General features: G+C 60.9%; 23 protein-coding genes. 8 read left to right on the top strand and 15 right to left on the bottom strand.

Features of this window, described 5'->3' with window-relative positions:
* Nucleotides 1-9: 9 nt before the first annotated feature.
* From ACN6KF_RS29450 to ACN6KF_RS29400, 11 genes are all read right to left on the bottom strand, one after another.
* Nucleotides 10-705, bottom strand: coding sequence for an urease subunit gamma (locus tag ACN6KF_RS29450; RefSeq protein ID WP_434960431.1), 696 nt, complete (start codon nucleotides 703-705; stop codon nucleotides 10-12).
* A gap of 24 nt (nucleotides 706-729) precedes the next feature.
* Nucleotides 730-1,416, bottom strand: a complete 687-nt coding sequence (locus ACN6KF_RS29445; protein ID WP_434960430.1) for an urease accessory protein UreF — start codon at nucleotides 1,414-1,416, stop codon at nucleotides 730-732.
* Nucleotides 1,413-1,865, bottom strand: coding sequence for an urease accessory protein UreE (gene ureE / locus ACN6KF_RS29440; protein WP_434960429.1), 453 nt, complete (start codon nucleotides 1,863-1,865; stop codon nucleotides 1,413-1,415). Before ureE ends, ACN6KF_RS29445 begins: the two co-directional genes overlap by 4 nt.
* Nucleotides 1,866-1,913: 48 nt before the next feature.
* Entirely contained in the window at nucleotides 1,914-2,609 is a 696-nt protein-coding gene (gene urtE / locus ACN6KF_RS29435; RefSeq protein ID WP_434960428.1) for an urea ABC transporter ATP-binding subunit UrtE, read from the bottom strand.
* Nucleotides 2,602-3,339: an urea ABC transporter ATP-binding protein UrtD gene (urtD, locus tag ACN6KF_RS29430; RefSeq protein WP_434961340.1), complete on the bottom strand. Its 738-nt coding sequence runs from the start codon at nucleotides 3,337-3,339 to the stop codon at nucleotides 2,602-2,604. The genes urtE and urtD overlap by 8 nt, the downstream gene beginning before the upstream one ends.
* Before the next feature lie 56 nt (nucleotides 3,340-3,395).
* Nucleotides 3,396-4,490 carry an urea ABC transporter permease subunit UrtC gene (gene urtC, locus ACN6KF_RS29425; protein WP_434960427.1) on the bottom strand — a complete coding sequence of 365 codons (1,095 nt, stop codon included), beginning with the start codon at nucleotides 4,488-4,490 and terminating at the stop codon, nucleotides 3,396-3,398.
* Nucleotides 4,491-4,513: 23 nt separating this feature from the next.
* Nucleotides 4,514-5,404, bottom strand: a complete 891-nt coding sequence (urtB, locus tag ACN6KF_RS29420) for an urea ABC transporter permease subunit UrtB (RefSeq protein WP_434960426.1) — start codon at nucleotides 5,402-5,404, stop codon at nucleotides 4,514-4,516.
* Between the two features lie 72 nt (nucleotides 5,405-5,476).
* Nucleotides 5,477-6,724: a transporter substrate-binding domain-containing protein gene (locus ACN6KF_RS29415; RefSeq protein WP_434960425.1), complete on the bottom strand. Its 1,248-nt coding sequence runs from the start codon at nucleotides 6,722-6,724 to the stop codon at nucleotides 5,477-5,479.
* A gap of 461 nt (nucleotides 6,725-7,185) precedes the next feature.
* Nucleotides 7,186-7,794 carry an ANTAR domain-containing response regulator gene (locus ACN6KF_RS29410; protein WP_434961339.1) on the bottom strand — a complete coding sequence of 203 codons (609 nt, stop codon included), beginning with the start codon at nucleotides 7,792-7,794 and terminating at the stop codon, nucleotides 7,186-7,188.
* A gap of 12 nt (nucleotides 7,795-7,806) precedes the next feature.
* On the bottom strand, nucleotides 7,807-8,964 hold the full coding sequence (locus ACN6KF_RS29405) for a transporter substrate-binding domain-containing protein (protein ID WP_434961338.1): 1,158 nt from the start codon (nucleotides 8,962-8,964) through the stop codon (nucleotides 7,807-7,809).
* Nucleotides 8,965-9,119: 155 nt separating this feature from the next.
* Nucleotides 9,120-10,970 carry a sigma-54-dependent Fis family transcriptional regulator gene (locus ACN6KF_RS29400; RefSeq protein ID WP_434960424.1) on the bottom strand — a complete coding sequence of 617 codons (1,851 nt, stop codon included), beginning with the start codon at nucleotides 10,968-10,970 and terminating at the stop codon, nucleotides 9,120-9,122.
* A 221-nt stretch (nucleotides 10,971-11,191) separates the two neighbouring features.
* Here ACN6KF_RS29400 and ACN6KF_RS29395 point away from each other — a divergent pair, with 221 nt between their 5' ends.
* Together ACN6KF_RS29395 and ACN6KF_RS29390 are read left to right on the top strand one after the other, a co-directional pair.
* On the top strand, nucleotides 11,192-12,244 hold the full coding sequence (locus tag ACN6KF_RS29395; protein WP_434960423.1) for an NAD(P)-dependent alcohol dehydrogenase: 1,053 nt from the start codon (nucleotides 11,192-11,194) through the stop codon (nucleotides 12,242-12,244).
* Nucleotides 12,245-12,353: 109 nt separating this feature from the next.
* The gene (locus ACN6KF_RS29390) at nucleotides 12,354-12,626 is read left to right on the top strand and encodes a ribbon-helix-helix domain-containing protein (RefSeq protein WP_105865575.1); all 273 of its coding nucleotides are present in this window, start codon (nucleotides 12,354-12,356) and stop codon (nucleotides 12,624-12,626) included.
* A gap of 57 nt (nucleotides 12,627-12,683) precedes the next feature.
* On the opposite strand, the gene ACN6KF_RS29385 is transcribed toward ACN6KF_RS29390, so the two are convergent.
* From ACN6KF_RS29385 to ACN6KF_RS29370, 4 genes are read right to left on the bottom strand one after another with little or no spacing between them, the layout of a single operon-like run.
* Nucleotides 12,684-12,860: a hypothetical protein gene (locus tag ACN6KF_RS29385; RefSeq protein WP_434960422.1), complete on the bottom strand. Its 177-nt coding sequence runs from the start codon at nucleotides 12,858-12,860 to the stop codon at nucleotides 12,684-12,686.
* Nucleotides 12,861-12,893: 33 nt separating this feature from the next.
* On the bottom strand, nucleotides 12,894-14,003 hold the full coding sequence (locus ACN6KF_RS29380; protein ID WP_434960421.1) for a WD40 repeat domain-containing protein: 1,110 nt from the start codon (nucleotides 14,001-14,003) through the stop codon (nucleotides 12,894-12,896).
* Nucleotides 14,000-14,341: a hypothetical protein gene (locus ACN6KF_RS29375; RefSeq protein ID WP_434960420.1), complete on the bottom strand. Its 342-nt coding sequence runs from the start codon at nucleotides 14,339-14,341 to the stop codon at nucleotides 14,000-14,002. The genes ACN6KF_RS29380 and ACN6KF_RS29375 overlap by 4 nt, the downstream gene beginning before the upstream one ends.
* The gene (locus tag ACN6KF_RS29370) at nucleotides 14,338-14,865 is read right to left on the bottom strand and encodes a hypothetical protein (RefSeq protein WP_434960419.1); all 528 of its coding nucleotides are present in this window, start codon (nucleotides 14,863-14,865) and stop codon (nucleotides 14,338-14,340) included. Before ACN6KF_RS29370 ends, ACN6KF_RS29375 begins: the two co-directional genes overlap by 4 nt.
* Nucleotides 14,866-15,342: 477 nt before the next feature.
* Here ACN6KF_RS29370 and ACN6KF_RS29365 point away from each other — a divergent pair, with 477 nt between their 5' ends.
* The 6 genes from ACN6KF_RS29365 (at nucleotide 15,343) to ACN6KF_RS29340 (ending at nucleotide 22,329) form a co-directional block, all read left to right on the top strand.
* A complete protein-coding gene (locus ACN6KF_RS29365) occupies nucleotides 15,343-17,016 on the top strand; it encodes an aromatic/alkene/methane monooxygenase hydroxylase/oxygenase subunit alpha (protein ID WP_434960418.1) in 1,674 nt (557 codons plus the stop codon).
* Between the two features lie 104 nt (nucleotides 17,017-17,120).
* Nucleotides 17,121-18,185 (top strand): NADH:ubiquinone reductase (Na(+)-transporting) subunit F, encoded by a 1,065-nt coding sequence (locus ACN6KF_RS29360; RefSeq protein ID WP_434960417.1) that lies wholly within the window; start codon nucleotides 17,121-17,123, stop codon nucleotides 18,183-18,185.
* 58 nt (nucleotides 18,186-18,243) lie between these two features.
* On the top strand, nucleotides 18,244-19,302 hold the full coding sequence (locus ACN6KF_RS29355) for an aromatic/alkene monooxygenase hydroxylase subunit beta (RefSeq protein WP_434960416.1): 1,059 nt from the start codon (nucleotides 18,244-18,246) through the stop codon (nucleotides 19,300-19,302).
* Nucleotides 19,303-19,334: 32 nt separating this feature from the next.
* On the top strand, nucleotides 19,335-19,703 hold the full coding sequence (locus ACN6KF_RS29350; RefSeq protein ID WP_434960415.1) for an MmoB/DmpM family protein: 369 nt from the start codon (nucleotides 19,335-19,337) through the stop codon (nucleotides 19,701-19,703).
* Nucleotides 19,704-19,887: 184 nt separating this feature from the next.
* Nucleotides 19,888-20,964 carry an NAD(P)-dependent alcohol dehydrogenase gene (locus ACN6KF_RS29345; RefSeq protein ID WP_434960414.1) on the top strand — a complete coding sequence of 359 codons (1,077 nt, stop codon included), beginning with the start codon at nucleotides 19,888-19,890 and terminating at the stop codon, nucleotides 20,962-20,964.
* A gap of 342 nt (nucleotides 20,965-21,306) precedes the next feature.
* Nucleotides 21,307-22,329, top strand: a complete 1,023-nt coding sequence (locus tag ACN6KF_RS29340) for an amidohydrolase family protein (RefSeq protein ID WP_434960413.1) — start codon at nucleotides 21,307-21,309, stop codon at nucleotides 22,327-22,329.
* The last annotated feature ends 5 nt before the right edge of the window (nucleotides 22,330-22,334 follow it).

The raw sequence follows: 22,334 nt of genomic DNA, 5'->3' as shown, positions 1-22,334 counted from the left end.
TTCTCCTTTTCAAGCGCCACGAAAGCCAGCGCCGCGGGCGCGTTCCAGGGCAGCCTCTTTGACTTTGGGATCCCGGGCCGAGCCATTGGACAACGCGTTCAGCCCGGAGAGCGTCTGGCTGCCGCCAAAGGTGGTGAGTTCCACTTCCCTTTCCTGTCCAGGTTCAAAGCGCACCGCCGTACCAGCCGCGATGTCGAGGCGCATGCCGAAGGCGGCGGCGCGGTCGAATTCCAGTGCCCGATTGACCTCGAAGAAATGGTAATGGGAGCCGATCTGCACGGGACGGTCACCCGTGTTGACCACCCGAAGCGACCGCTTTTCCCGGCCGGCATTGAGCTCGATTTCGCCTTCTTCGCTGACGATTTCTCCCGGCTCAAACGTGTCGTGAGGACCGTCGGGCGCGGGGCGCAGGGGGTCGTGAACCGTGACGAGCTTGGTGCCATCCTTGAAGGTCGCCTCCACCTGCAACATGGGGAGCATCGCGGCTACGCCTGACATGACATCGTCCTGCGTGAGAATTTGCGACCCCAACGCCATCATTTCCGCCACAGAGCGCCCCTCGCGCGCACCCTCGAGGATCTCGTCGGAAATCAGGGCCACGGCTTCCGGATAATTGAGCCTGAGACCTTTGGCGCGTCGTTTGCGGGCGAGTTCTGCGGCCGTGAAGATGGTGAGGCGTTCCAATTCAGTGGGTGTCAGCAACATGAATGCGCTCCCTCCTTGATCGGGCTAATTGGAGAACAGCCGCTGACCGCCATCGCGTTGAAAGGCGACGGCGATTTCAGTCAGCGGATTGAATGAACGGATCGGCTCGTTGGCAGCCACCGGTTCCCGGCAAATGGCAGCAATGACCGGCAGGGCCGAGGTGAGGATGGCCTGCGCCTCGATGGCGCCGATCAGGCCCAATCTGATCGCGGCGGTGCTAAGCGATGCGGCAGCCTGATAGCCGCTCATCGATGCAGCCGCGGTTTCGTCGAGCCCGATCCCCCCCCAGAGCAGGCCCTGCACGACTGCCAGGTGCCCGCAGGCGGAACCGTCACGCACCAAGGTTCGATAGTCCGACGCTCTGGACGTGGCGATACGCGCGTGGGTCGTCAGCAGCGCCATGCCGTTGCGACGCGAACCGATCCTGAGGCCTTCCACGAGGGTCGACGCCTCGACTTCGAGATCCAATTCGGTAACGCTCGACAATTCGCCTGCACAACGATGGGCCCTGATCAAGGCGACGCGATCGGCGCCGGCCCAGCGATGGCGGAGTTGGATAAGCACGAACTCGGCCAGGTCCCAACCGCCCAGCATCTCTCTCAAAAGGGCGGAGGCTTCCAGTCCCTGTGAGAAGGCAAAGCCCCCCGACGGGAACTGGCTGTCGGCGTGCTGCAGAGCCACCAGCAATTGCTCCGGATCGGCCGTGTTCATTGCTGCTCTTCAGCCGCGAGAACACGCCCGCTCCTAACCAGCGGTTCTATGCGCGCGATATAATTGGCGGCCGGGCCATCCAGCGACACCAGCAGGTCCCTGCCCTCGAAACGCACGCGCCAATGCAGATTGCCGGCATGATATCCAAGTTCCAGCGCCTCTTCGGCAGCACGCGGTGAAAGCCTGAGCCAGCGCTGTTCGCCGGCTTTGACGACGATGGCTCTCTTCGCTTCCATGAGCAGCACGGCCCCGTCGAACAGCTTCTGGTCTCTCGGAAGCGCGATAGCGAGTTCTTCACCACGTTCGGTCCGGGCGAGCAGGCGTCGACGATCGAGATCTCCGACCGCGATCTTGACCACTTCCAGATCACCGTGATGTTCGAGATGATGAAGATGCTCATGCAGGCCGGGATCCGTGCTGGCGCCGACAAGGCTCTCGATGCGAAGCATGCTGGGTTCCTCCCATTGTCTGGTTGCAGCGCCTGTCCTTGCGGTGCGCTACAGGCTCATGTGTCGATGGACGACTTCTTGGGTGAGTTCGCTGGTCGGTCCGGCCGCCGCGACACGCCCCTTTTCGAGGATGGCGAAGCGGTGGGCCGCCGTTCGAGCAAAGCGGATCTTCTGTTCGACCAGGATGATCGTCAGGCCATGATCGCGGTTGAGGGCGATGATCGCTCTCTCGATATCCTCGACGATGTTGGGCTGAATGCCCTCGGTGGGCTCGTCCAGGACCAGGAGACTTGGATCGGTGGCGAGAGCGCGAGCGATAGCCAGCTGCTGCTGCTGGCCACCCGACAAATTGGTTCCGCGACGGCCGAGATGGTCCTTCAGGAATGGAAAAAGACTCCACACCAGCGGCGGCACCTCGACCTTGCCGTCCGTGCGCGCGTTGCAGCCCAGAAGGATATTGTCGAGAACGCTCATGCCGGGAACGATTTCCCGCCCTTGCGGCACATAGCCAATTCCGCGCCGGGCGCGATCATGGGTCAGAGATTGGCTGATTTCGCTGCCCTGAAATTGGATGTTGCCCGTGGTGCGTACCCCGATTCCAAGAAGACTGCGCAGCAATGTGGTCTTGCCGACACCGTTCCTCCCCAGGAGGCAGAAGGTCTCGCCCTTGCGGATCTCCAGGTCGAGATCGTGGATGATGTGGCTCGTGCCGTAGAAGGCATTGACGTGGCTGATCTTAAGCATGGCTGAGCGTCGCCGAACCGAGATAGGCTTCAATGACAGCGGGATTTTTTTCGATGTCGTCCGCCGTTCCCTCCGCCAGGACCGCGCCTTGATGGAGAACGGTAATGGTGCGGCAGATCCTGCGAACGAACGCCATGTCGTGCTCGATGACGAGCACGGTGTGTTCACCAGCCAGCGACAGCAGGAGTTCGGCCGTCTTGTCGGTTTCGGCGGCTGTCATTCCCGCCGCTGGCTCGTCGAGAAGAATGACCTTGGGATCCTGGCTGAGGACCATGGCGAGTTCCAGCCATTGAAGTTGTCCGTGGGACAATTCCCCAGCCCGGCGCATCATGAAGGAGGTCAGCCCCGTTCGGTCGGCGACCGCCAACTCCCTGTCGGTCGGCCGGCGTGAGAAGCGCCGAAACAAATTGTCGCGAACCTTGACGTACCGGTTGCTTGCTATCTGCAGGTTCTCGAGCACCGTCATTTCCTTGAAGACGGTTGGTGTCTGGAATTTCCGCCCGACACCACTGCGCGCAATCGCGGCCTCACCAATGCCGGTAATGTTGCGGTCGTTCAGCCAGATCTCTCCTTCGGACGGCAATACCTTTCCGCACAACAGATCGAGCAGCGTCGACTTGCCGGCGCCGTTTGCGCCAATAATGACCCTGAGTTCACCGTCTTCGATGGACAGGTCGACATTGCTCACTGCCGGAAAGTCATCGAAGCGGACGGTGAGTTGGCGAGTCATGAGAATAGGCGGTTTGGTAGCCTTCGATTGTGCGGCCGCTATTCTGGTCACGGCGTTCATGGATAGGCCTCCCGCCCGGAGGCACGCTTGCGAGGTGAACGTTCGAGCCACGCCTTGATGACGCCCGCAATACCGTTGGGCATCACCAGCACCACGAAAACGAACAATCCGCCCAGGATGATCGGCCAAACCGGCTGAAACACCGCATTCTCGCTGGCGTAGGACCCGACGAAGTTCACCAGCAAGGCGCCGATGCAGGCCCCGAGCAGCGACGCCCGTCCGCCCGTTGCTGCCCAGATCACCATCGAGATGCTGAAGGAGGTCGCCATCAGGGAGGGCGAAGCGAACTCTGCCGTGAGCGTAAACAACATGCCGGCCAGCCCCGCAATGATGGCCGAGAGGCAGAACACGAACAATTTGTAGCTCTCGACGTCATAGCCCAGATAGCGGGCACGCGCCTCGTCCTCGCGGATGGCCTTGAGAATCTGTCCGATCCTGGCGGAAAGGAGCAGGCGCAGCCCGAGCACGACCAGGAACAGCACACCGGCGACGGCATAGTAGACACTGGGTCCGTAAGGATCGAATTCAAAGCCGGCAATCGTCAAGGGCGCAAAATTGGCCAGGCCATTGAAGCCGCCCGTCAAGGGCTGATTGTTGATCACCAGCAACTGTCCGATCAGGGCAAACGCCAAGGTGATGATGCTGACATAGACGCCCGTCGTCCGCCGCTTGAACATGACATAGCCAAGCCCCGCAGCCAGGGCGCACGGCACCAGCAATCCTGCCATCACCCCGATCGCGAGCCATCTGAACGGGATCCAGAGAAAAGAGCCGGGAGTCACGCAGCACAGGTCGCGCAAGGCGTCTGGCTGCATATTGAGCAACATGAGCTCCGGCACCGGGTTGTTTTCCGGCGCGGCCAGCGTGAGCGACATTGCCAGCATATAGGCGCCCATCCCGAAGAAAAGGCCCTGGCCCAGACTGAGTATTCCCGTGTACCCCCAAGCCAGGCTTATACCGACGGCGCAGATTGCGTAGACGAGATAGGTTGCAACCCGGTTGGTCCAAAAGCTGCTGAGCAGGAACGGGAGGGCGAATACCACCGCGAAGAACACTATGTAGGCGGCAATGGAAATATTTCGGTATGTCATGCGCTCATCCATGATCGTGGGGGTCAGCGGCTCTTGGTCACGAACAGACCTTGAGGCTTGAACAGCAGGATGAGGATGACCACGACAAACAGGACGGTACGGCCATACACATCATTGAGCCAGGTGGCGACGAAGCTCTGGACCTCGCCAAGCATTCCGGCGGCAGCAAAGGTGCCCAGCAACTGACCCACCCCTCCGGCAACCACCACAAGAAAAGCATCGACGACATAGGAGGTTCCCATATCCGGGGACACCGTCTTGAACCCGGAAACCAGGACGCCCGCTATCCCGGCAAGTCCGCAGCCATAGGCAAAGGCGAATGCATTGACCCGCTTGTCGTTGACACCGCAGGCGGCTGCCGTGTTCCTCGCGACCGACACGGCCCTTAGCTGGCTACCGAAGCGTGTTCGGTAGAGGAGACACCAGGTCAGGGCTCCCAGAAGCGCAGCGACACCAAAAACGAAGGCCCGATAGACCGGTATGTTTGCGCCGAGCAAATGCCATGTCTGCTGTAATTCGGCGGGAACCGGAACATTCTGCAGATCGGACCCAAGTCCATCGATGGTGACCCCGAACAGGGCCAGCCCGAAATGGATGCGGATGAGCTGCTGGAGAATGAGCGCAATACCCCAGGTCGCCAGCAAGGTGTCGAGCAGGCGCCCATAGAGGTGGCTGACGACCGTGCGCTCGATGACGAGCCCGAAAATCGCTGTGACGATGAATGCCAGAGGCAGGCACAGGTAAATGTTCAAGCCCAGATGCCGGGTTGCCAGCACGGTGACATAGGCCCCGATCATCACCATCTCGCCATGGGCGAGATTGATGACTTTCATGGTCCCGTAGATGATCGCAAGGCCAAGCGCGACCATGAACAGGATGGACCCGATGCTCAGTCCGATGACGAAGGTTTCCATCTCAAACCCGATCGCAGGTTGCCGGCAGCCAGTGCAGGTTCTGCACTGGCCTGGCTTCCGACCAATGATGCGTTAGAGCGATGCGCCGCTTGTGGTGCAGATACGCTTTTCCGCGCTTTCCCCGACGCTGGAATAGGGTAGAGGCAGTAGCGGTTCGGGATATTGATCGACGATGTCGAGCAGGCCATCGGCCCTCGTCTTGCCGATCCGCGGCGTCAGGTAGCTATGAAGGCTTTGCGGGTCGATCGTGACCTTGCCCTGCGGTGCCTCGAAGGACATGCCGCCGATGCTCGAAGTCACGCCCTTGGCTGTGAATTCGCCGGCCTTTTCCGCCGCCATCGCCCACATGTGAACGCCGATATAGACAGCCTCCATCGCCGCATGGGTTACCGCGTCAGCGCCGGCATAGGCTTTGAAAGCCTTCACGAATGCCTGGTTCTGCGGTGTTTCGACAGTCTGGAAATAGGGCAGGGAAACGTAGCTGCCGAGGGCATATTCAGGCCCCATTGCCTTGATTTCGACTTCGGTCGTCGTCGACGAACACAAAGGCAGCTTATCGAAGCTGTAGCCCTGATTGCGCAGCTCGCGATAGAAGGCAACGATCGAATCCCCGACGACATTGGAGAAGATCACATCAGCCCCGCTGGCCCCGATCTTGGACACCATCGACGCCCATTCGGTGTGACCGAGCGGGAGATATTCATCGCCGACCACTTCCATGCCGATCTTCTGGCAAATCGTTTTCGAAGTCTTGGCCATGCCTCGGGGAAAGGCATAGTCGGAGCCGACAATGAATAGTTTGCTGCGCCCCAGTTTCTTCTTCAGCCACGGCAGAGAATTCTCGAGTTGCTGATTTGGGACAGCCGATCCGGCATAGAGTACGTTCTTGGAGCACTCTTCCCCTTCATACCAGGTCGGCCACACCAGCAGGCCCTTGCGACGCTCGACCACGGGTAGCACCGCCTTGCGGCTGGCGGTGGTGTAGCAACCGAATATGACGGGTACCTGGTCTTCCATCACCAGCTTGCGCGCCTTTTCGCTATAAGTGCGAGGTTCGGAAGCTGGATCTTCGATCACCGGACGCAATTGCTTACCGAGCACGCCTCCTTTGGCATTGATCTCGGCGATTGCCATCTGGGCGCATTGATTCATCGATTTCTCGACGATCGCCGTCGTGCCCGTGAGCGAATACATGATGCCAACCGGCACCTCTCCGGCCGCCCAGGCCCGATCGCCCAGCCGCAGAAGGGCTGGCGCGGCCAGTCCCATAGCTGCCAATCCGCCCACCTTGAGAAAGGTGCGCCTTGTCTTGTCGTTCATTACCCCTCCTCTGCGCCTCGATGTGCGCGTCCTTGTCTTCGTGCCGCCCCTCGCGGCCGTGCAGGATCATTCGGAAGTCATGCGGGCGCCTGAGCGCACCGCGGTCGTCGCGGACGAAAGCTCCGGATTCGGAGAAGGACCGCGATCGAAAAACGATGAAATGAGCTCCTCTTTTCGGTCGAACTCGACCGCGCAAGCGGGCACGAGCCCAGGCACCGTGCTTGGACAAAAGTATTTCGGATGAGGATATGAAAGCATCGCCTCGCATGCTCCGGCTCGAACATGCTCAGTGTCGCCGATACGGTAGGACAGGAAGGCCAACAGCCTTGTCGGCCTAACCAAAACAAAAAAGCCCGCCACCTCCGAACAGGAGTTTGCGGGCTACCCAGCCAAATGGTGCGGACGACACTGTCCTGCACCAACAATGACGCCGTTTCACCGGACGTCAACTAAGTTTCATACTAGGCATGTCTTTCTTTAAACGTCAAGAGCTCATAGGCATTGATAATTGCAGCGGCTACATCGTCCATCGCCACGCGCTTGCCCATCGCCTGCTTGCGGATGCTCTCATAGGCTTCCGGCTCGCTAAGCCCTTGTGTTTCCATGAGAATAGTCTTCGCTCGCAGGATCCTGTTATTACCGGCCACCTTGCGTTCGAGCTTGCGTATCCTCTTGGCCGCGCTCTGGCGCTCCATCCAGAGAGACCGAGCTATGATCAAATTGGTGAGCAATCCAAAGGGACGAATGGGCCGCTCAATCACCGCCAGCGCACCGCATTCGAGCACCACCTGCAGGGTACTGGGATCCTCGAAGGAGACGACCGCCAGCACGGCAGGATCAGAGGGTTCGACAGGCCTGAAAAGCCGCAGGATCTTATCGCGATTTTCTTGCTCGATGGAGACCAAGACGACGACGGCCGTCGAGCTGATTGCCTGCGGCAACGGCCACGTGATCTCACAGCTGCATCCGATACGGCGCAGGTGTTCGACCAGTGTCACCCCCTGCGCGTCGGGAGGGTGTATGACCTGAACCCGCAGGCCCTTGAGGTCCTTGAGCAAATGGGCTGACATCATCTGCTCCCATCAGGCCTTGCGACGCGTGCCGGTCAGGCTGGTGGCCCAGCCCTCGTGAGCGGCCGTCACGAAATAAGGATCGGGCCTTACACGTGCCTCCGATTCCCAGATGATGTCGAACTTGCCTTGCGGGTTGAGCCTGCCGATGCGCGCCCACAGTTCCGTGTGATGGTTGTTGGGATCGATACGAACCCGCCCCTGCGGCGCGTCGAATTCCAGCCCCGCCAGGTTGGGCACGAGAGCATCGGCATTGTCGCTCCCTGCGCGTTCGAGTGCCGCCGCATAGAGATATATCTGAAAATAGGCGGCCTCAGCACTGGCAGTCACCGGTGCCGCCTCGCCGAAACGCCGTTTGAACGCAGTGACGAAGCGTTTTGCGGCAGGTGTATTCAGCGTCTCGAAAAATGAAGCAGCCGTCAGGTGTCCTGCCGCCAACCCCGCCGGCATGAGTGCGACTTCCGCTTCGGTCGTCGCCAAGCTGGCGATGGGCATCGAGCTTGGGTCAAAACCGGCCTCCCGGTAGGCCTGATAGAGGAGCACCGCACCCGTGCCGACAACGTTGGAGACGACAACATCGGGCTTAAGATCTTTTATCCGCTTGATGACCTTGTCGAAATCCTTGCTTACCGCTTCGATCGGGACATAAATCTCGTCGAGTATCGTTCCATTCGCCAAGGTAACAAGGTCGCTTACGACACGATTATACTCATAGGGAAAAACATAATTCGAGCCTATCAGCAGAAATCTCTTGCCGTAATTCTCGATCAGATATTGCGCAAGTTGAAGAGCATTTTGATTTGACGAAGAACCTGTATAAAAGCAGTTTCCAGAATATTCAAAACCCTCATAAAATGTCGGATAGAACAGTAATCCCCTATACGCCTCAACTTCCGGAAGCACAGCCTTTCGGGCAGTCGACATATAGCAGCCAAAAATAACTTTAATTTTACCTTCGGTCAGAAGCCGAATCGAAAGCTCACGATATTTACGGGCAGAACACTCGGGATCATAGAATGTCGGCGTAATTCTTCGCCCGAGCACTCCTCCCGCTGCATTGATCTCCTCGGTAGCGAGGAGGGTCGCATTTGCTTCGGCTATTTCCGCGGCGGCGGTTACGCCGCTCCTGGAAAACAGAACTCCAATTTTCCAATCGTCGTTGGTCACAATTATCACCTGAGGACAGAGCACAGACAGGAAATACGCCTGTCGGGCCGGTCGACACAGGCGAGAACGGGAAACGCCGCTGTTTCTCTAGCCACAGCAGTATACCGACGAGGTTATTCGTGCAATGCGCCACCCCGGTCAGGACCGCAATGCCTCCGTCAGAGATGCTTGTATATGGTGGTTCGCGATAATCCGAGCATCTGCGCCGTGCGCGTGACGTTCTGGCAGGCGCGATATGTCGCCCTGATTTCGCGGCAGATCCGACTGGCCAGGCCGCGATCCCGACAGGCTGGGCAGGTATCGCCCGATCCCGCTGCGGTATCGGCAAGATCGGTCTCGTCGATGAACCCTCCGCGCCGGCGTATGAGCAAGCGCTGCAGCACGCTACGGAGCTCACGGATATTGCCGGGCCATTTACGTTGGGCCAGCCTCGCGATGGCGGCATCGGTAATCGCCACGCCCGGGGCCAGTCCCTGTAAGAGGTGCTGGACCACGAGCGCAAAGTCGCTGCGGCCCGACAGGGGCGGCAGATGCAGGACGAGGCCGTTGAGGCGGTAGAGCAGATCGGCCCGGAAGGTTCGCTCCGCCACCATCTCCCCCAGATCACGGTTGGTGGCGGATATGATCTGGACGTCGACCTTGTAGACTTTCAGCCCACCTATCGGCCGCACTTCCATGGCATCGAGAAAACGCAGCAAAGCTGTCTGGGCCGAGGGTGGCACATCGGCAACCTCGTCGAGGAACAAGGTGCCTCCATCGGCCTGCCGCGCCAGCCCGATCGATCCCTCCGCTCGGGCGTTGGTGAAGGCGCCCTGCTCATGGCCGAAGATCTCGGCGACGAAGAGTTGTTCGGCCAGCGCGCCGCAATTGACGGCAATGAACTCCCCGCTCCGACCGCTCACCTCATGGATATGACGCGCCATCAGTTCCTTGCCGGTGCCCGTCTCGCCGGTGAGATGAATGGGCATGCCCATGGCGACGGCCTGCCCGACATCGGCCATGGCGGCCCTCAGCGTGGGGTCCACACACACAAATCCAGGGGCAGATCCGCCCTTGTCATGGACAGGCACCTGCGGTTCCCGGCGCGGGTTGCGGACCGCGAGCCCGGGAGCGATCTGACGGCAGACCATCAGGACCTGGCTGCCTGCAGCATCCCGGATCGGGATGACGCCTCCCCTCAGGAGGCCATCCAGTGCCTTGGCAAAGGACATTTCGAACAGGGTGTCGAAACTCGTGCCCGCTCCGATCGGCAAGCCGGAGAGCAAGGCGGAGCCGGGACGGTTCAGCGCCGTGACGACACCATCGCGCGAAAGGGCCAGCAGCCCCGCAGACAGCGTATCGAGATATTCGGCACGCGGATGGAAGGCCAGGATGAATTTGTCGGCGCATTCCTGGAAGATCAACCCATTCTCGATCTGGGCCGCGGCCATGCGCACCAGCGCGTGCGTATGCTGCTGCCGCGCCTCGTTGGCGCAGGAGGCATCAAGCAAACCCAGGACCTGCCCATGCGAATCCAGGATGGGTGCCGCCATGCAGCTCAGATGGGCATGGCAGGTGAAGTAGTGCTCCCGGCCGAAAACACCGACCGGCTGGCTGCTGTCACTGGCCAGCCCGAGGGCATTGGTGCCCCGTCGCGCTTCGTCCCACAGGCTGCCGGGAATGATGGAGCGCCCCGCCGTGCTCTCCGTGAAGGCCTGATCGCTGATGGTGTCGAGCACCATGCCGCTCGCATCCGCCAAGGCGATCATCAGATTGGATCCGGCGATCTGGGCATAGAGCACCTGCATCTCGGCAAGGGCCAGCCGGCGCAGGCCCTCCATTTTCTGGCGCCGGCGCATCACCGTCGCAAATGGCACCACCTCGCCGCGAGGCTGGAGGCGCGGGTCGAGGCCCAGGTCCCGGCAACGCTGCCAGCTTTCGGCGATCGGCGCCGGCAAGGTGCCACCGGGCAGGCGATCGCCGCGTTCGAGGGCATTTCGCGCCCGATCCATTCCCGACAAGATCTGCATGATCAACTCCTTGGATTCGACCTTCTGACCGGCCTCGCCAATGTCACGGAAAACTGTCCGCGAATTGGACACTCAGTCCGCGCGACTGTTCAGACCAGCGACATCCCGGGATTCATGAATTCATCCATATCATTGATATTGCTTGTATATTCATCGCGGCACGAGGATTGCTGTTTCCCTTGCGAAGCACGGACAAGACCGGGCTCGCGGAGGAAGTGACAATGAAGGCGCAAGTACTCACCCGCTACGACGACGAGCTGAGGGCCGGCCAATGGGTCGATCTTCAGGAGGTTCCCGACCCCAGGATCGAGAAGTCGAACGACGTCATCGTGCGGATCGGTGGAGCGGGCGTATGCCGCACCGATCTCCACATCATCGAGGGCGTCTGGCGTCCGCATATGGATCCCAACGGCGACCAGCTGCTGCCGCTGATCATGGGGCATGAAAATGCCGGCTGGGTGGAAGCGATCGGCAAGGAGGTCGAGGGCATCAAGGTCGGGGATCCCGTCATCGTGCACCCCAAGATCTCGGGCGGCACCTGCCTGGCTTGCCGGCGCGGCATGGACATGCATGGTCCGGGTCGCTTCCCGGGCCTGGACTGCAACGGTGGCTACGCAGAGTTTCTTTGCACCTCCGAGCGCAACATCGTCCCGCTTCCCAAGACGCTCGCCCCCAAGGAGGTCGCTCCCTATGCCGATGCGGGCCTCACCGCCTATCGTGCTGCCAAGAAGGCGACGCGCCATCTCCTGCCGGGCGAAAGCTGCGTGGTGATCGGCGCCGGCGGCCTCGGCCATATCGGCATCCAATGCCTCAAGGCCATGTGCGCCGCCGATGTGATCGTGGTCGACAAGTCCGACGCCTCCCTGGCCCTGGCGGGCAAGATCGGAGCCGACAAACTGGTGAAGGCAGACGGGAACGAAGTGGAGGCCGTGCTCGCGCTGACCGGCGGTGCCGGCGCCGAAGCCGTGATCGACTTCGTCGGCGAGAAGGGCACCACGACCAAGGGCCTCGCCATGACCCGATCGGCCGGCAGCTATTATGTCGTGGGCTATGGCGAGGACATCAGGGTCCCCACCGTCGACATGGTCATCACGGAAAAGAACATCATCGGCAATCTGGTCGGCACCTGGGCCGAGCTCGTCGAACTGATGGCCCTGGCCGACCGTGGCCTGGTCGAACTGACCACTGTGGAATATCGGTTGGCCGACGCCAACAAGGCTCTCCAGGATCTCAACGCCGGCAGGATCCATGGTCGCGCCGTCCTCATTCCATGACGAGAAAAGCCCTGGCCTCCCCTTGATCGGCGGGGGCCGGACCCTCCCATGGCCGCGCCCGGACAACCGGGACGGCGGGAGGGCGACGGCAAGGCTGAAAGGGCGAGCCATGTGCAAGGTCCTCACGAGCCAGAGCCCGCTCCATTTTCGCAAGGCGAGCCGGTCGATGCGGATCGCCGGGCATTCGACGACGGTGAGGCTGGAGGAGGCGTTCTGGCAAGTCCTAGACGAAATGGCGCTCCGGGAGGGGCTCTCGACCTCCAGGCTGATTTCGGTGCTTTACGAGGAAGCACTCGAGCGCCATGGCGCCGCTCCCAATTTCGCCTCGCTCCTGCGTACCGTCTGCCTGCTCTACCGGGGGATGATCCCGCCGGAGGGCTGACAATTCGAGGCAGGCCGGGTCGCTCCGGCCTCCTCTCCCCCACCTCGGCTCTCCACCTCAGCTCGCTTGGGCGACCTTGGCGATCCGATCCTCGGCGATCCATCGCGCCGTCAGGATCAGCGCTCCCATGGCAAAGTCCTTGTCATGGGTGTCGATCATCTCGCGGGCGAGATTTTCCAGCTTTTGGAAGAACAGGTCCTTGCTGTCTTCCTCGCGGGTCGGCTCTGTCGGCATGTCGTCCTCCTGTTGATCGGCGCTTTGCTGCACCTATTTGAAGAGCTGGGGCGGAAAGGTGAGGAGAGCGGCCTGGCCCTCGGTATCGCCGACGGCGAGATGACGCCCGTCCGCCGACCAGGCCAGCGCGGTAACTTTGCCGCCGAACGGTCGCACGAACAGTTCGTCGCGCCCACCGAGCTGCGCCACCACGATCCGGCCATCGGCATAGCCGGCGGCCACCAGATCGCGCGTGGGATGGGCGGCAACCGCCTCGACCAGGATCAGGCCGGTATGGCCGGTCAGCAAGGCTTGGCTGGCAGCCTCGGTCTTCGTTCCCCAGGCTGCAATACGATAGGCACCCGATGCCACCAGCTGGCCTCCAATGCCCCAGGCCAGTCCCCGCACCGGCGCGGGAAAGTCGAGGATGGTGTCGGTGCGTCCAAGCGAAACATCGACGATGCTGAGGCCGCCAATCTCCAGGCCACAGGCAATGCGGTCGGCCTGCCGATTCCAGGAAAGGCTTGATGATAGCGAGGGCAGTGTCACCACGCGTTGAACCGACACGCCCCCGTCCAACGCCATGATGACGAGGCTGTCTTCACTCAGTCCCGCCAGATATCGGCCGTCAGGTGAGAATTTGAGCGATGTCGGAATGGGCACGGGGCGCGAACGGCCAATGACGTTTGCCGCCTGGTCCAGGAGGCAAAGCTCTTCGCCGTCCGACAAGGCAGTCAAACCCGATTGCGCCGCATGGTCGAGAGCCAGGACGGGCCGGCCAAGGCCAAGAAAATCCTCGCTCGACTCTCCCTGCGCCGAAACCCGCCTCACCACGCCACCACCCGTCCGGACAAGGAAGCCTCCTTCATGAAAGGGCATGACAAAAGGGGCATCCTCCTCTTGAACCGCGCATGCGGTCAGGGGCGCCGGCGGCTTGGTGCGCGGCAGGATCCTCATCTGTCCGAGGTCGCCGCTGACCCGGATACGGCTTTCCGGTCCCTCCGCTTCCGCGACGGGCGCCAGAGCGATGGTTCCGTCGACAGCTGCAAAGGCAACGCAACCTCCCTGCCGATCGAAGCTCGCGCTTGCGACGGGTGCCGGCCGCTGCCAGCAGCGGCCCAGCAGATCGAACAGAGTCGGGTTCTGTCTGCTTTGCTGGTTCATGATGTCCTCCCCTCTCGCGCCATCGCCTGCCGGAGCAGAAGATCGAGATCCTCGATCTCCTGTTCGGCCTTTGCGATACGCTCGGCACATTCGCCCTGCCGCCCGGCGGCCGCGTCGGCACTCTCGCGTGTCGTTCGCAGATCGCGTTGCAATTCCCGCGCCAACTCTCCCTCCACCGTCGCCTGCTTCAATGCCAGCTCGAGGCGCAGCATCTCCATGTCGAGGCCCGCAAGGAACTGGGTCAGCTTCAGGGCTTGCGCGTTGAGAGCGGACAGACCGGCAACCAGTTCGAGCCGGCGGCCCAGCAGATCCTGCGGATTGGGTACTCGCTGGGTCATTGCCGTCTCTTCTCCTCGACCGCTCCAGGCCTTTCCCAGCCGGACAACAGGTTCGGCAGCTCTGGCAATTGGGCTTTGAACTGGCGTTGAGCCGTCTCCACATGGCTCCTGAGCTGGTCCCAGATGTCGACGCGCAGCAAGGAGGTGGTATCGCCGGTCAGGCGTTCAATGTCCTCCACCCGAAACTGCCGGGACAGGGAAACCCCCGAAAAGACGAAATCGCGCAGCGTGATGGCATGCCGTTCGACGAAAGCATGAAGCAAGGGATGGGTCTCTTCCGTGATCCCCGCCAGCATCAGCTCGGCGATCATGAAGTCGTGGAAATGGCGCTGCAGGCGCAGCTGGCTTTCGCCCAGAAAACGCATGGAGAAGATCAGGTCGCGCGGCATCAGCCGGAGCAGATCCATGATCACGTCGCTGTCGTCGGGCCCATCGAAAGCCGATGGCGATCGAGGATTGTCGGAAGAGGACATCGGTATGGCCCTACATCGGTAAGCTGTCACAATGCCGACAGGATAACCCATCAAACTAAGTTGTCCATAATATCCGTTACAGAGAAACATAATAAATAAACCGGATTCATGAATATATAGATAGTTTTACATATGTAAATTACACTTGTAACATTATGTTACACTCGCGACATTCCCGAGAATGACCGATCCATTCAGGGCGCCTGAAGCTGCGCAATTTAGAGCTTGTCGCGAGTTGGCACGGTCCTTGCTGTACCATTTCCCATAAGAAGCCCATCGCGTTTCGGCGCGATGCCAAAAGAACGAAGGAATGGGGAACCCAAGGTCGGAATGCACGCGGCGCAGCATGCCTTACGTATGCACGCGCCAGGCTTTCAGCACCGCTCCAGATACCTTTGCCGTGATCCACTTGAGCGGCCGGATGGAGGCATGCCTGCTTCCAGGCGGACCGCCCGCACTCATCGGCGGCGATACCTGCCGCTCCCCGCCCGGACCATGGGGGTTCGTGGCGCAATCTGGTGGAGGCTCATGGCTATGACGTCTTTGACGCTCAACAAGATAACCTCGCAGCGCGGCATCTCCGTCGGCGAGGCGACCAAGAAGATATCCGATCTCGGCTGGAACCCGACCTATGTCCAGGAAGCGATGACCTTCCCGACGGACTACAAGATCAGCAAGGCGCCGCGCGATCCGATGAAGCAGGTGCTGCGTTCCTATTTCCCGATGCAGGAGGAAAAGGACAACCGCGTCTATGGCGCGCTTGACGCCGCCTTGCGCGGCGACATGTTCCGCAATGTCGAGCCGCGCTGGGTGGAGTGGATGAAGCTCTTCCTCGCCATCATTCCCTTCCCGGAAATCTCGGCCGCCCGCTCGATGGCGATGGTGGCAAGGCTGGCACCCGGCGAAGACCTGCGCACCGGCTTCACCATGCAGATGGTCGACGAGTTCCGCCATTCCACCATTCAGATGAATCTGAAGAAGTGGTACATGGAGAACTATATCGATCCAGCCGGCTTCGACATTACCGAAGAGGCCTTCGGCAAATGCTATGCCACCACGATCGGCCGCCAGTTCGGTGAAGGTTTCATCACCGGCGATACCATGACCGCGGCCTGCATGTATCTGACCGTCGTCGCCGAGACGGCCTTCACCAACACGCTGTTCGTCGCCATGCCCTCGGAGGCCGCACGCAATGGTGACTATGCCCTGCCGACGGTGTTCCTTTCGGTGCAGTCGGACGAGAGCCGCCATATCGGCAACGGCCACTCCCTCCTGATGGCCGCTCTCAAGGAGCCGGAAAACCACCTCCTGCTCGAGCGCGACCTGCGTTACGCCTTCTGGCAGAACCACGCCATCGTCGACGCCGCCATCGGCACTTTCATCGAATACGGCACCACCAACCGCGACAAGAACAAGGAATCCTACGCGGAGATGTGGCACCGCTGGATCTTCGAGGACTACTACCGCACCTACATGCTGCCGCTGGAAAAATACGGCATCAAGATCCATCACGACGACGTTCAGGAAGCCTGGAAGCGCATCACCGAGAAGTTCTACGTCCACAAGGTGGCCCAGTTCTTCACCGTGGGCTGGCCGCTCAACTTCTGGCGTATCGAAGCCCAGACGGACAAGGACTTTGAGTGGTTCGAGCATAAATATCCGGGCTGGTATGCCCAGTTCGGCGAATTCTGGAAGTGGCACGACAAGCTCAGCCACAGAGGCGAGAAGATCCTCACCTTCAACGAGGAGGTGGGCTACGTCTATCCGCACCGCTGCTGGAGCTGCCTGGTCCCCTGTCTGATCCGCGAGGACATGGTCGTCGACGAAATCGACGGCAAGCTGCACACCTTCGCCCATGAACTCGACCGTTGGACGGCAGTGGAGGCCTTTTCCGACGAGTACCAGGGACGTCCCACCCCGGCGATGGGCCGCTTTAGCGGCAAGCGCGAATGGGAGACGCTGTATCATGGCTGGGATCTCGCCGAGGCGATGAAGGATCTCAACTTTGTGCGCTCGGACGGCGAAACCCTGATCCCGCAGCCGCATCTGCGCTTCGATCCCAAGGAGATGTGGACCCTCGACGATGTCAGGGGCCACACCATCCTGTCGCCGCTGACGCTGCTGCGTGAGATGTCTCCCGCCGATCGCGAGAAACATCTGGCCGAGTATCGCGCCGGCTTCACCGTCAACCCCTGTCACTGAACCCGCCAATCCGCGGATACCGCCCAGCGGTCTCCGCGACCGGACGGATCACGCCCCCTCTCCTCGCCGGGAGGGGGCACGGGACAGTCTTGGAGAAAGGACCGATGAGCGTGGCCCATACCGTGCGCCTGGAACCCGTCGGCGTCGAATTCGAAGTTGAGAACGGCGAAACCGTGCTGAACGCAGCCTTTCGTCAAGGCATCGCGCTGCCGCACGGCTGCAAGGAAGGGCAATGCTCGGCCTGCAAATGCGTCCTGCTCGACGGCGAAGTCGACATGCTGAAATACTCGACCTTCGCGTTGAACGACATGGAGAAGGACAGCGGCCACGTCCTCCTATGCCGGACGATCGCCTATTCGGACATGGAGGTGGAACTCCTCAACTATGACGAGGAGGTGCTGGCGAAGTCGATCGCGGTAAAGACCTATCGCGGCCAGATCACGCGTATCGAGCGGCTGACCCACGACATCCGTGGCATCGAGATCAGTCTCAATTCGCCGATGAAGTTCTGGGCCGGCCAATATGTCGACATCACGGTCACCACGCAAAAGGGGGAGACGCTTACGCGCTCGTTCTCCATGGCAAATACGCCGGACCAAACCCAGGCCCTCTCCTTCATCATCAAGAAATACCCCGAGGGAAAATTCTCAGGCGAACTCGACGCCGGAGGAATCCAGGTCGGAGCCGAGGTCTCCATCGTCGGGCCTTATGGAACCTGCTTCCGACGAGAAGAGCGCGAGGGACCCCTGATCCTGGTCGGTGCCGGGTCGGGCATGTCGCCGGTCTGGTCGATCCTCAACGATCACCTGGCCAGCGGCGAACAAAGGCCGGTCTATTTCTTCTACGGGGCCCGCACGCAAGACGACCTGTTCCATCTCGACCGGATCTCGGCCTTGGTCGAGCGTTACCCGGAGGTACAGTTCATCCCCGTGCTCTCCCATGCCGGCGAGGACGGTGCGTGGTTGGGCGAACGCGGCTTCGTCCATGAGAGCGTGGGCGCCAAGCTCAGGGAACTCGCCATCGATGGGCAGGGCGACGTCTATGCCTGCGGCCCGCCCCCCATGATCGATGCGCTGCAGCCCGTCCTGTTCATGAACGGCTTCGAGGTCGAGCACATCTTCTTCGACAAATTCACCACCTCGTCGGGCGCAACCTCGTCCGGCCACTAAGGACCGCCCTCACCTCGGGCGGATCGTCGAAACGCACCACAACCAGGGAGTGAATACCATGCCTGCCATTTCGAGTTCGGTCGGATCCGGCGCAGCCGGTGCAGCGATCTTCGCCGACTCCGACAGCCGCAAATACCGCTATTTCGATCCCAGGGGGCAGCGCGCCACCCATTACGAGGATGTCACCGTTGATGTGCAGCCCGATCCCGAGCGCTATCTGATCCAGAACTGGATCATCAATTTCGCCGACGGCAAAGGCGCCTACGTCAAGGGCAACACCCTGGCCCAGAGCTCGAACTGGCACGCCTTCCGGGCGCCCGACCAGGAATGGGAGCGCACCCATTACCAGCGCCAGTCCAAGATCGAGACGATGGTGCAGAGCGTGATCGCCAATGGCCGCAAATCCGGCGCGCCCAAGAGCTTCGACAAGGCCTGGATCAGCATCCTGCAGCACCATCTCGGGGCCTGGAAGCATGCCGAATTCGGACTGGGCACCTCGCTGATGCAGGCCCAGCGTTACGGCTACACCCAGATGATCAACAATGCCACGCTGACCAACTCTTCCTACAAGCTGCGCCTGGCCCAGGACATCACGCTCTATCTGGCCGAGATCGGCATGGACATTCCCGGCTGGAACGACGAACTGGGCAAGAAGACCTGGCTGGAAGACGGCGTCTGGCAGGGCGCCCGGGAAGCCGTCGAGACCATCATGGGATCGGAGGACTATCTGGAGCAGTATTTCGCCATCAACATCGTCTTCGAGCCCCTCGTCGGCGAACTCTTCCGTTCCGGCTTCCTGATGCAGGTGGCAGCCGCCAACCACGATTTCATCACTCCGCCGGTGATCTCGGCGGCCGAAGCCGACTATGAGCGCAACCTCGCCAATACCATCGACCTGATCTACCTGCTGGCGCATGACGAAAAGCATGCTCAGGGCAACCGCCAGCTGTTCAAGGCCTGGCTGAAGAAGCACCGCGCGCTCGCAGACAAGGCAGCGCTGGGGCTGCAGCCGATCTGGTCGATGGCGCATTCCAAGCCGATCTCGTTCGAGGATGTTCGCGCCGTCTCGCAGGAGCGGATCGGCCAGATCCTGCGCGAACTCGGCCTCGACGACTGACCGGCCGGCAACCATCACAGGGAGAAACGACCATGTCCACGGCAGCACGCGATTCCTCGCACGCCAATATCTTCAAGTCGATGAAGGACATCACCTTCGAGCAGACCATCTCGCATCAGTGCGGGGTCACCATGAACGACTCGGTTGAGGCGCGCGCCATCGCAGAATTCATGGGCAAGAAGGATGGTGTGACCGTCACCTATCAACCCGCGCTGATCCGCATCGACGGCAACGGCAAGCTCATCTTCATGATGGACGAGATCAGCGAGTATCTCGGTCGCGAGATGACTGCGGAGATTTTCGAAGTCAATACCTCCACCCATTATGGCCGCATGGTCAGGGTCGACGACAATACAGTGATCCTGTTCGGCGATATGGACGAGGTCTTCGAATACATCTGAGCACGACGGCAGATCTCGGGCGATGCGCCCTGAAGCGTTTTGCGATTTGGCGGTCACGCCAAGAATCGCAAAACGCGTCGAAACAAAGAGTTAGAGCAAATAAGCGTTCACGCTTGAACGCGCTTTGCTCTAGAGCGCATCGCCCTTCCCCCGCCCATGCACAGCCGAAAATGAGTAACCGATCATGCCAAGCAAAATGAAGGCCGCGATCTTTGTCGAGAAAGGGCGCATCGTTCTCGATGACAAGCCGATCCCCGAGATCGGTCCCGCCGACGCCCTGATACGTGTCACGACGACGACGATCTGCGGAACGGATGTCCATATCCTGAAGGGAGAATATCCCGTCGCCAAGGGCCTGACCATCGGTCATGAGCCCGTGGGTATCATCGAAAAGCTCGGTTCCTCGGTACGCGGTTTCAAGGAAGGCCAGCGCGTCGTCGCAGGCGCCATCACCCCCTCGGGCTGGAGCCATGCCTGCCTATGCGGCTGTGGTTCGCAGGACGGCACCGGCACCAAACATGGCTGGAAGGCCATCGGCGGCTGGAAGTTCGGCAACACTATCGACGGCTGCCAGGCCGAGTTCGTCTGCGTGCCCGATGCCATGGCCAATCTCGCCCCCATCCCGGACGAGGTCAGCGACGAACAGGTGCTGATGTGCCCGGACATCATGTCGACCGGCTTTGCTGGCGCCGAAACCGGCGGTATCCGGATCGGCGACATCGTTGCCGTTTTCGCGCAGGGACCGATCGGCCTGTGCGCCACGGCCGGCGCCAAGCTGATGGGGGCGACCACCATCATCGCCGTCGACACGGTGCCCGCTCGCCTTGCCATGGCCAAGCGCCTGGGCGCCGACATCGTGGTGGACTTCAAGAAGGAAGATCCCGTCGAGGCCATCATGCGTCTGACCGATGGCCGCGGCGTCGACGTGGCGATCGAGGCGCTGGGCACGCAGGTAACCTTCGAGGCGGCCCTGCGTGTCCTCAGACCCGGTGGCGTGCTGTCGAGCCTGGGCGTCTATTCGTCGGATCTCAAGATCCCGCTCGACGCCTTCGCCGCCGGCCTCGGCGAGAAATCGATCCGCACCTCGCTGTGCCCGGGCGGCAAGGAACGCATGCGCCGCATGCTCGATGTCGTCAGTTCGGGACGGGTCGATCTGGGCGGACTGGTCACGCACCGCTTCAAGCTCGATCAGATCGAGGAGGCCTACGACCTCTTCGCCAACCAGCGCGACGGCGTGCTGAAGGTCGCCATCACGACCTGAGGAACACCCGTCACCACGACAGCGATGGGGGAGAGAACCATGCTCGATGCTTCATACGGATCCTGTTTCGAGGCCGAGATCCCGACCGTGAGAATGGGCCGGTCGGCGCATAAGCGCGGCGCCAGCCCGGATGATGCGGAAACGGCGGCGCGGGACGACCATGCCTGCAACGGCGCTACGTCCGAGGGATGTGCGGGATGCCCACTGCGCACCGCCCGGATGGCTCGCCTGCCTTCCGGTTCTGCATCTCGCGGAGCTTTAGCGCGCCCGACCTAGTCCCCGAAAAATCTCCAAACAGTCAATTTAATCAAAACCTTGAGCAAAATACCAACGGAGGAAGCCATGTATATCACGCCCGAAGGCAAGGAAATTTTCGTCGTTGATGGCCACACTCATTTCTGGGACGGCAGCCCTGAAAACCAGCGCAACATTCACGGCAAGCAGTTCGTGGAGTGCTTCTATGCCTATCACACGGCGCTCAGCCCCAAGGAACAGCTGTGGCCCAAGGACAAGTTCGAGAAATACAGCGCCGACGATCTCTATCGCGACCTGTTCGTCGACGGTCCTGATGATGTCGCCATCGTGCAATCGACCTATCTGAAGGATTTCTACAAACAGGGTTTCAATACCCTCGAACGCAATGCCGAGATGGCCAAGCGCTATCCCGAGCGCTTCATCGTCAACGGCTCCTTCGATCCGCGCGATGGCGAGGCGGCGCTCGAATACATCCACTTCATGAAGGAGACCTACGACATCAAGGGCGTGAAGATGTACACGGCCGAGTGGCATGGGGATTCCCGCGGGTGGAAACTGACCGACCCCAACGCCTATCGCTGCTTCGAGCTTTGCGAGAAACTCGGCATCCGCAACGTCCATGTCCACAAGGGCCCGACGATCATCCCACTCAGCAAGGACGCCTTCAATGTCGGCGACGTTGATGACGCGGCCACCGACTTCCAGAACCTGAACTGGATCGTGGAACATTGCGGCCTGCCTCGCCTGGACGATTTCTGCTGGATCGCCGTGCAGGAGACCAATGTCTATGGCGGCCTTGCCGTCGCCCTGCCCTTCATCCATTCGCGTCCGCGCTACTTCGCCGAAGTGATCGCCGAGCTCCTGTTCTGGCTCGGCCCGGACAAGATCCTGTTCGGCTCCGACTATGCGATCTGGACGCCGCGCTGGCTGGTCGAGAAATTCTGGGCCTTCGAACTGCCCGAGGACATCAAGCGCGAGCGTGGGGTCGATCTCACACCCGAAATCAAGGAAAAGATCCTGGGCCTCAACGCGGCGCGTCTCTACGACATCGACATCGCGACCAAGAAGGCGGCCCTGGCCAAGGCGCCGCTGTCGATCGCGGCGGAGTGAAGCGC

The organism is Labrys methylaminiphilus subsp. lupini, from assembly GCF_051161885.1.
Classification (GTDB): Bacteria; Pseudomonadota; Alphaproteobacteria; order Rhizobiales; family Labraceae; genus Labrys.
This window is presented reverse-complemented; position numbering and strand designations above follow the sequence as displayed.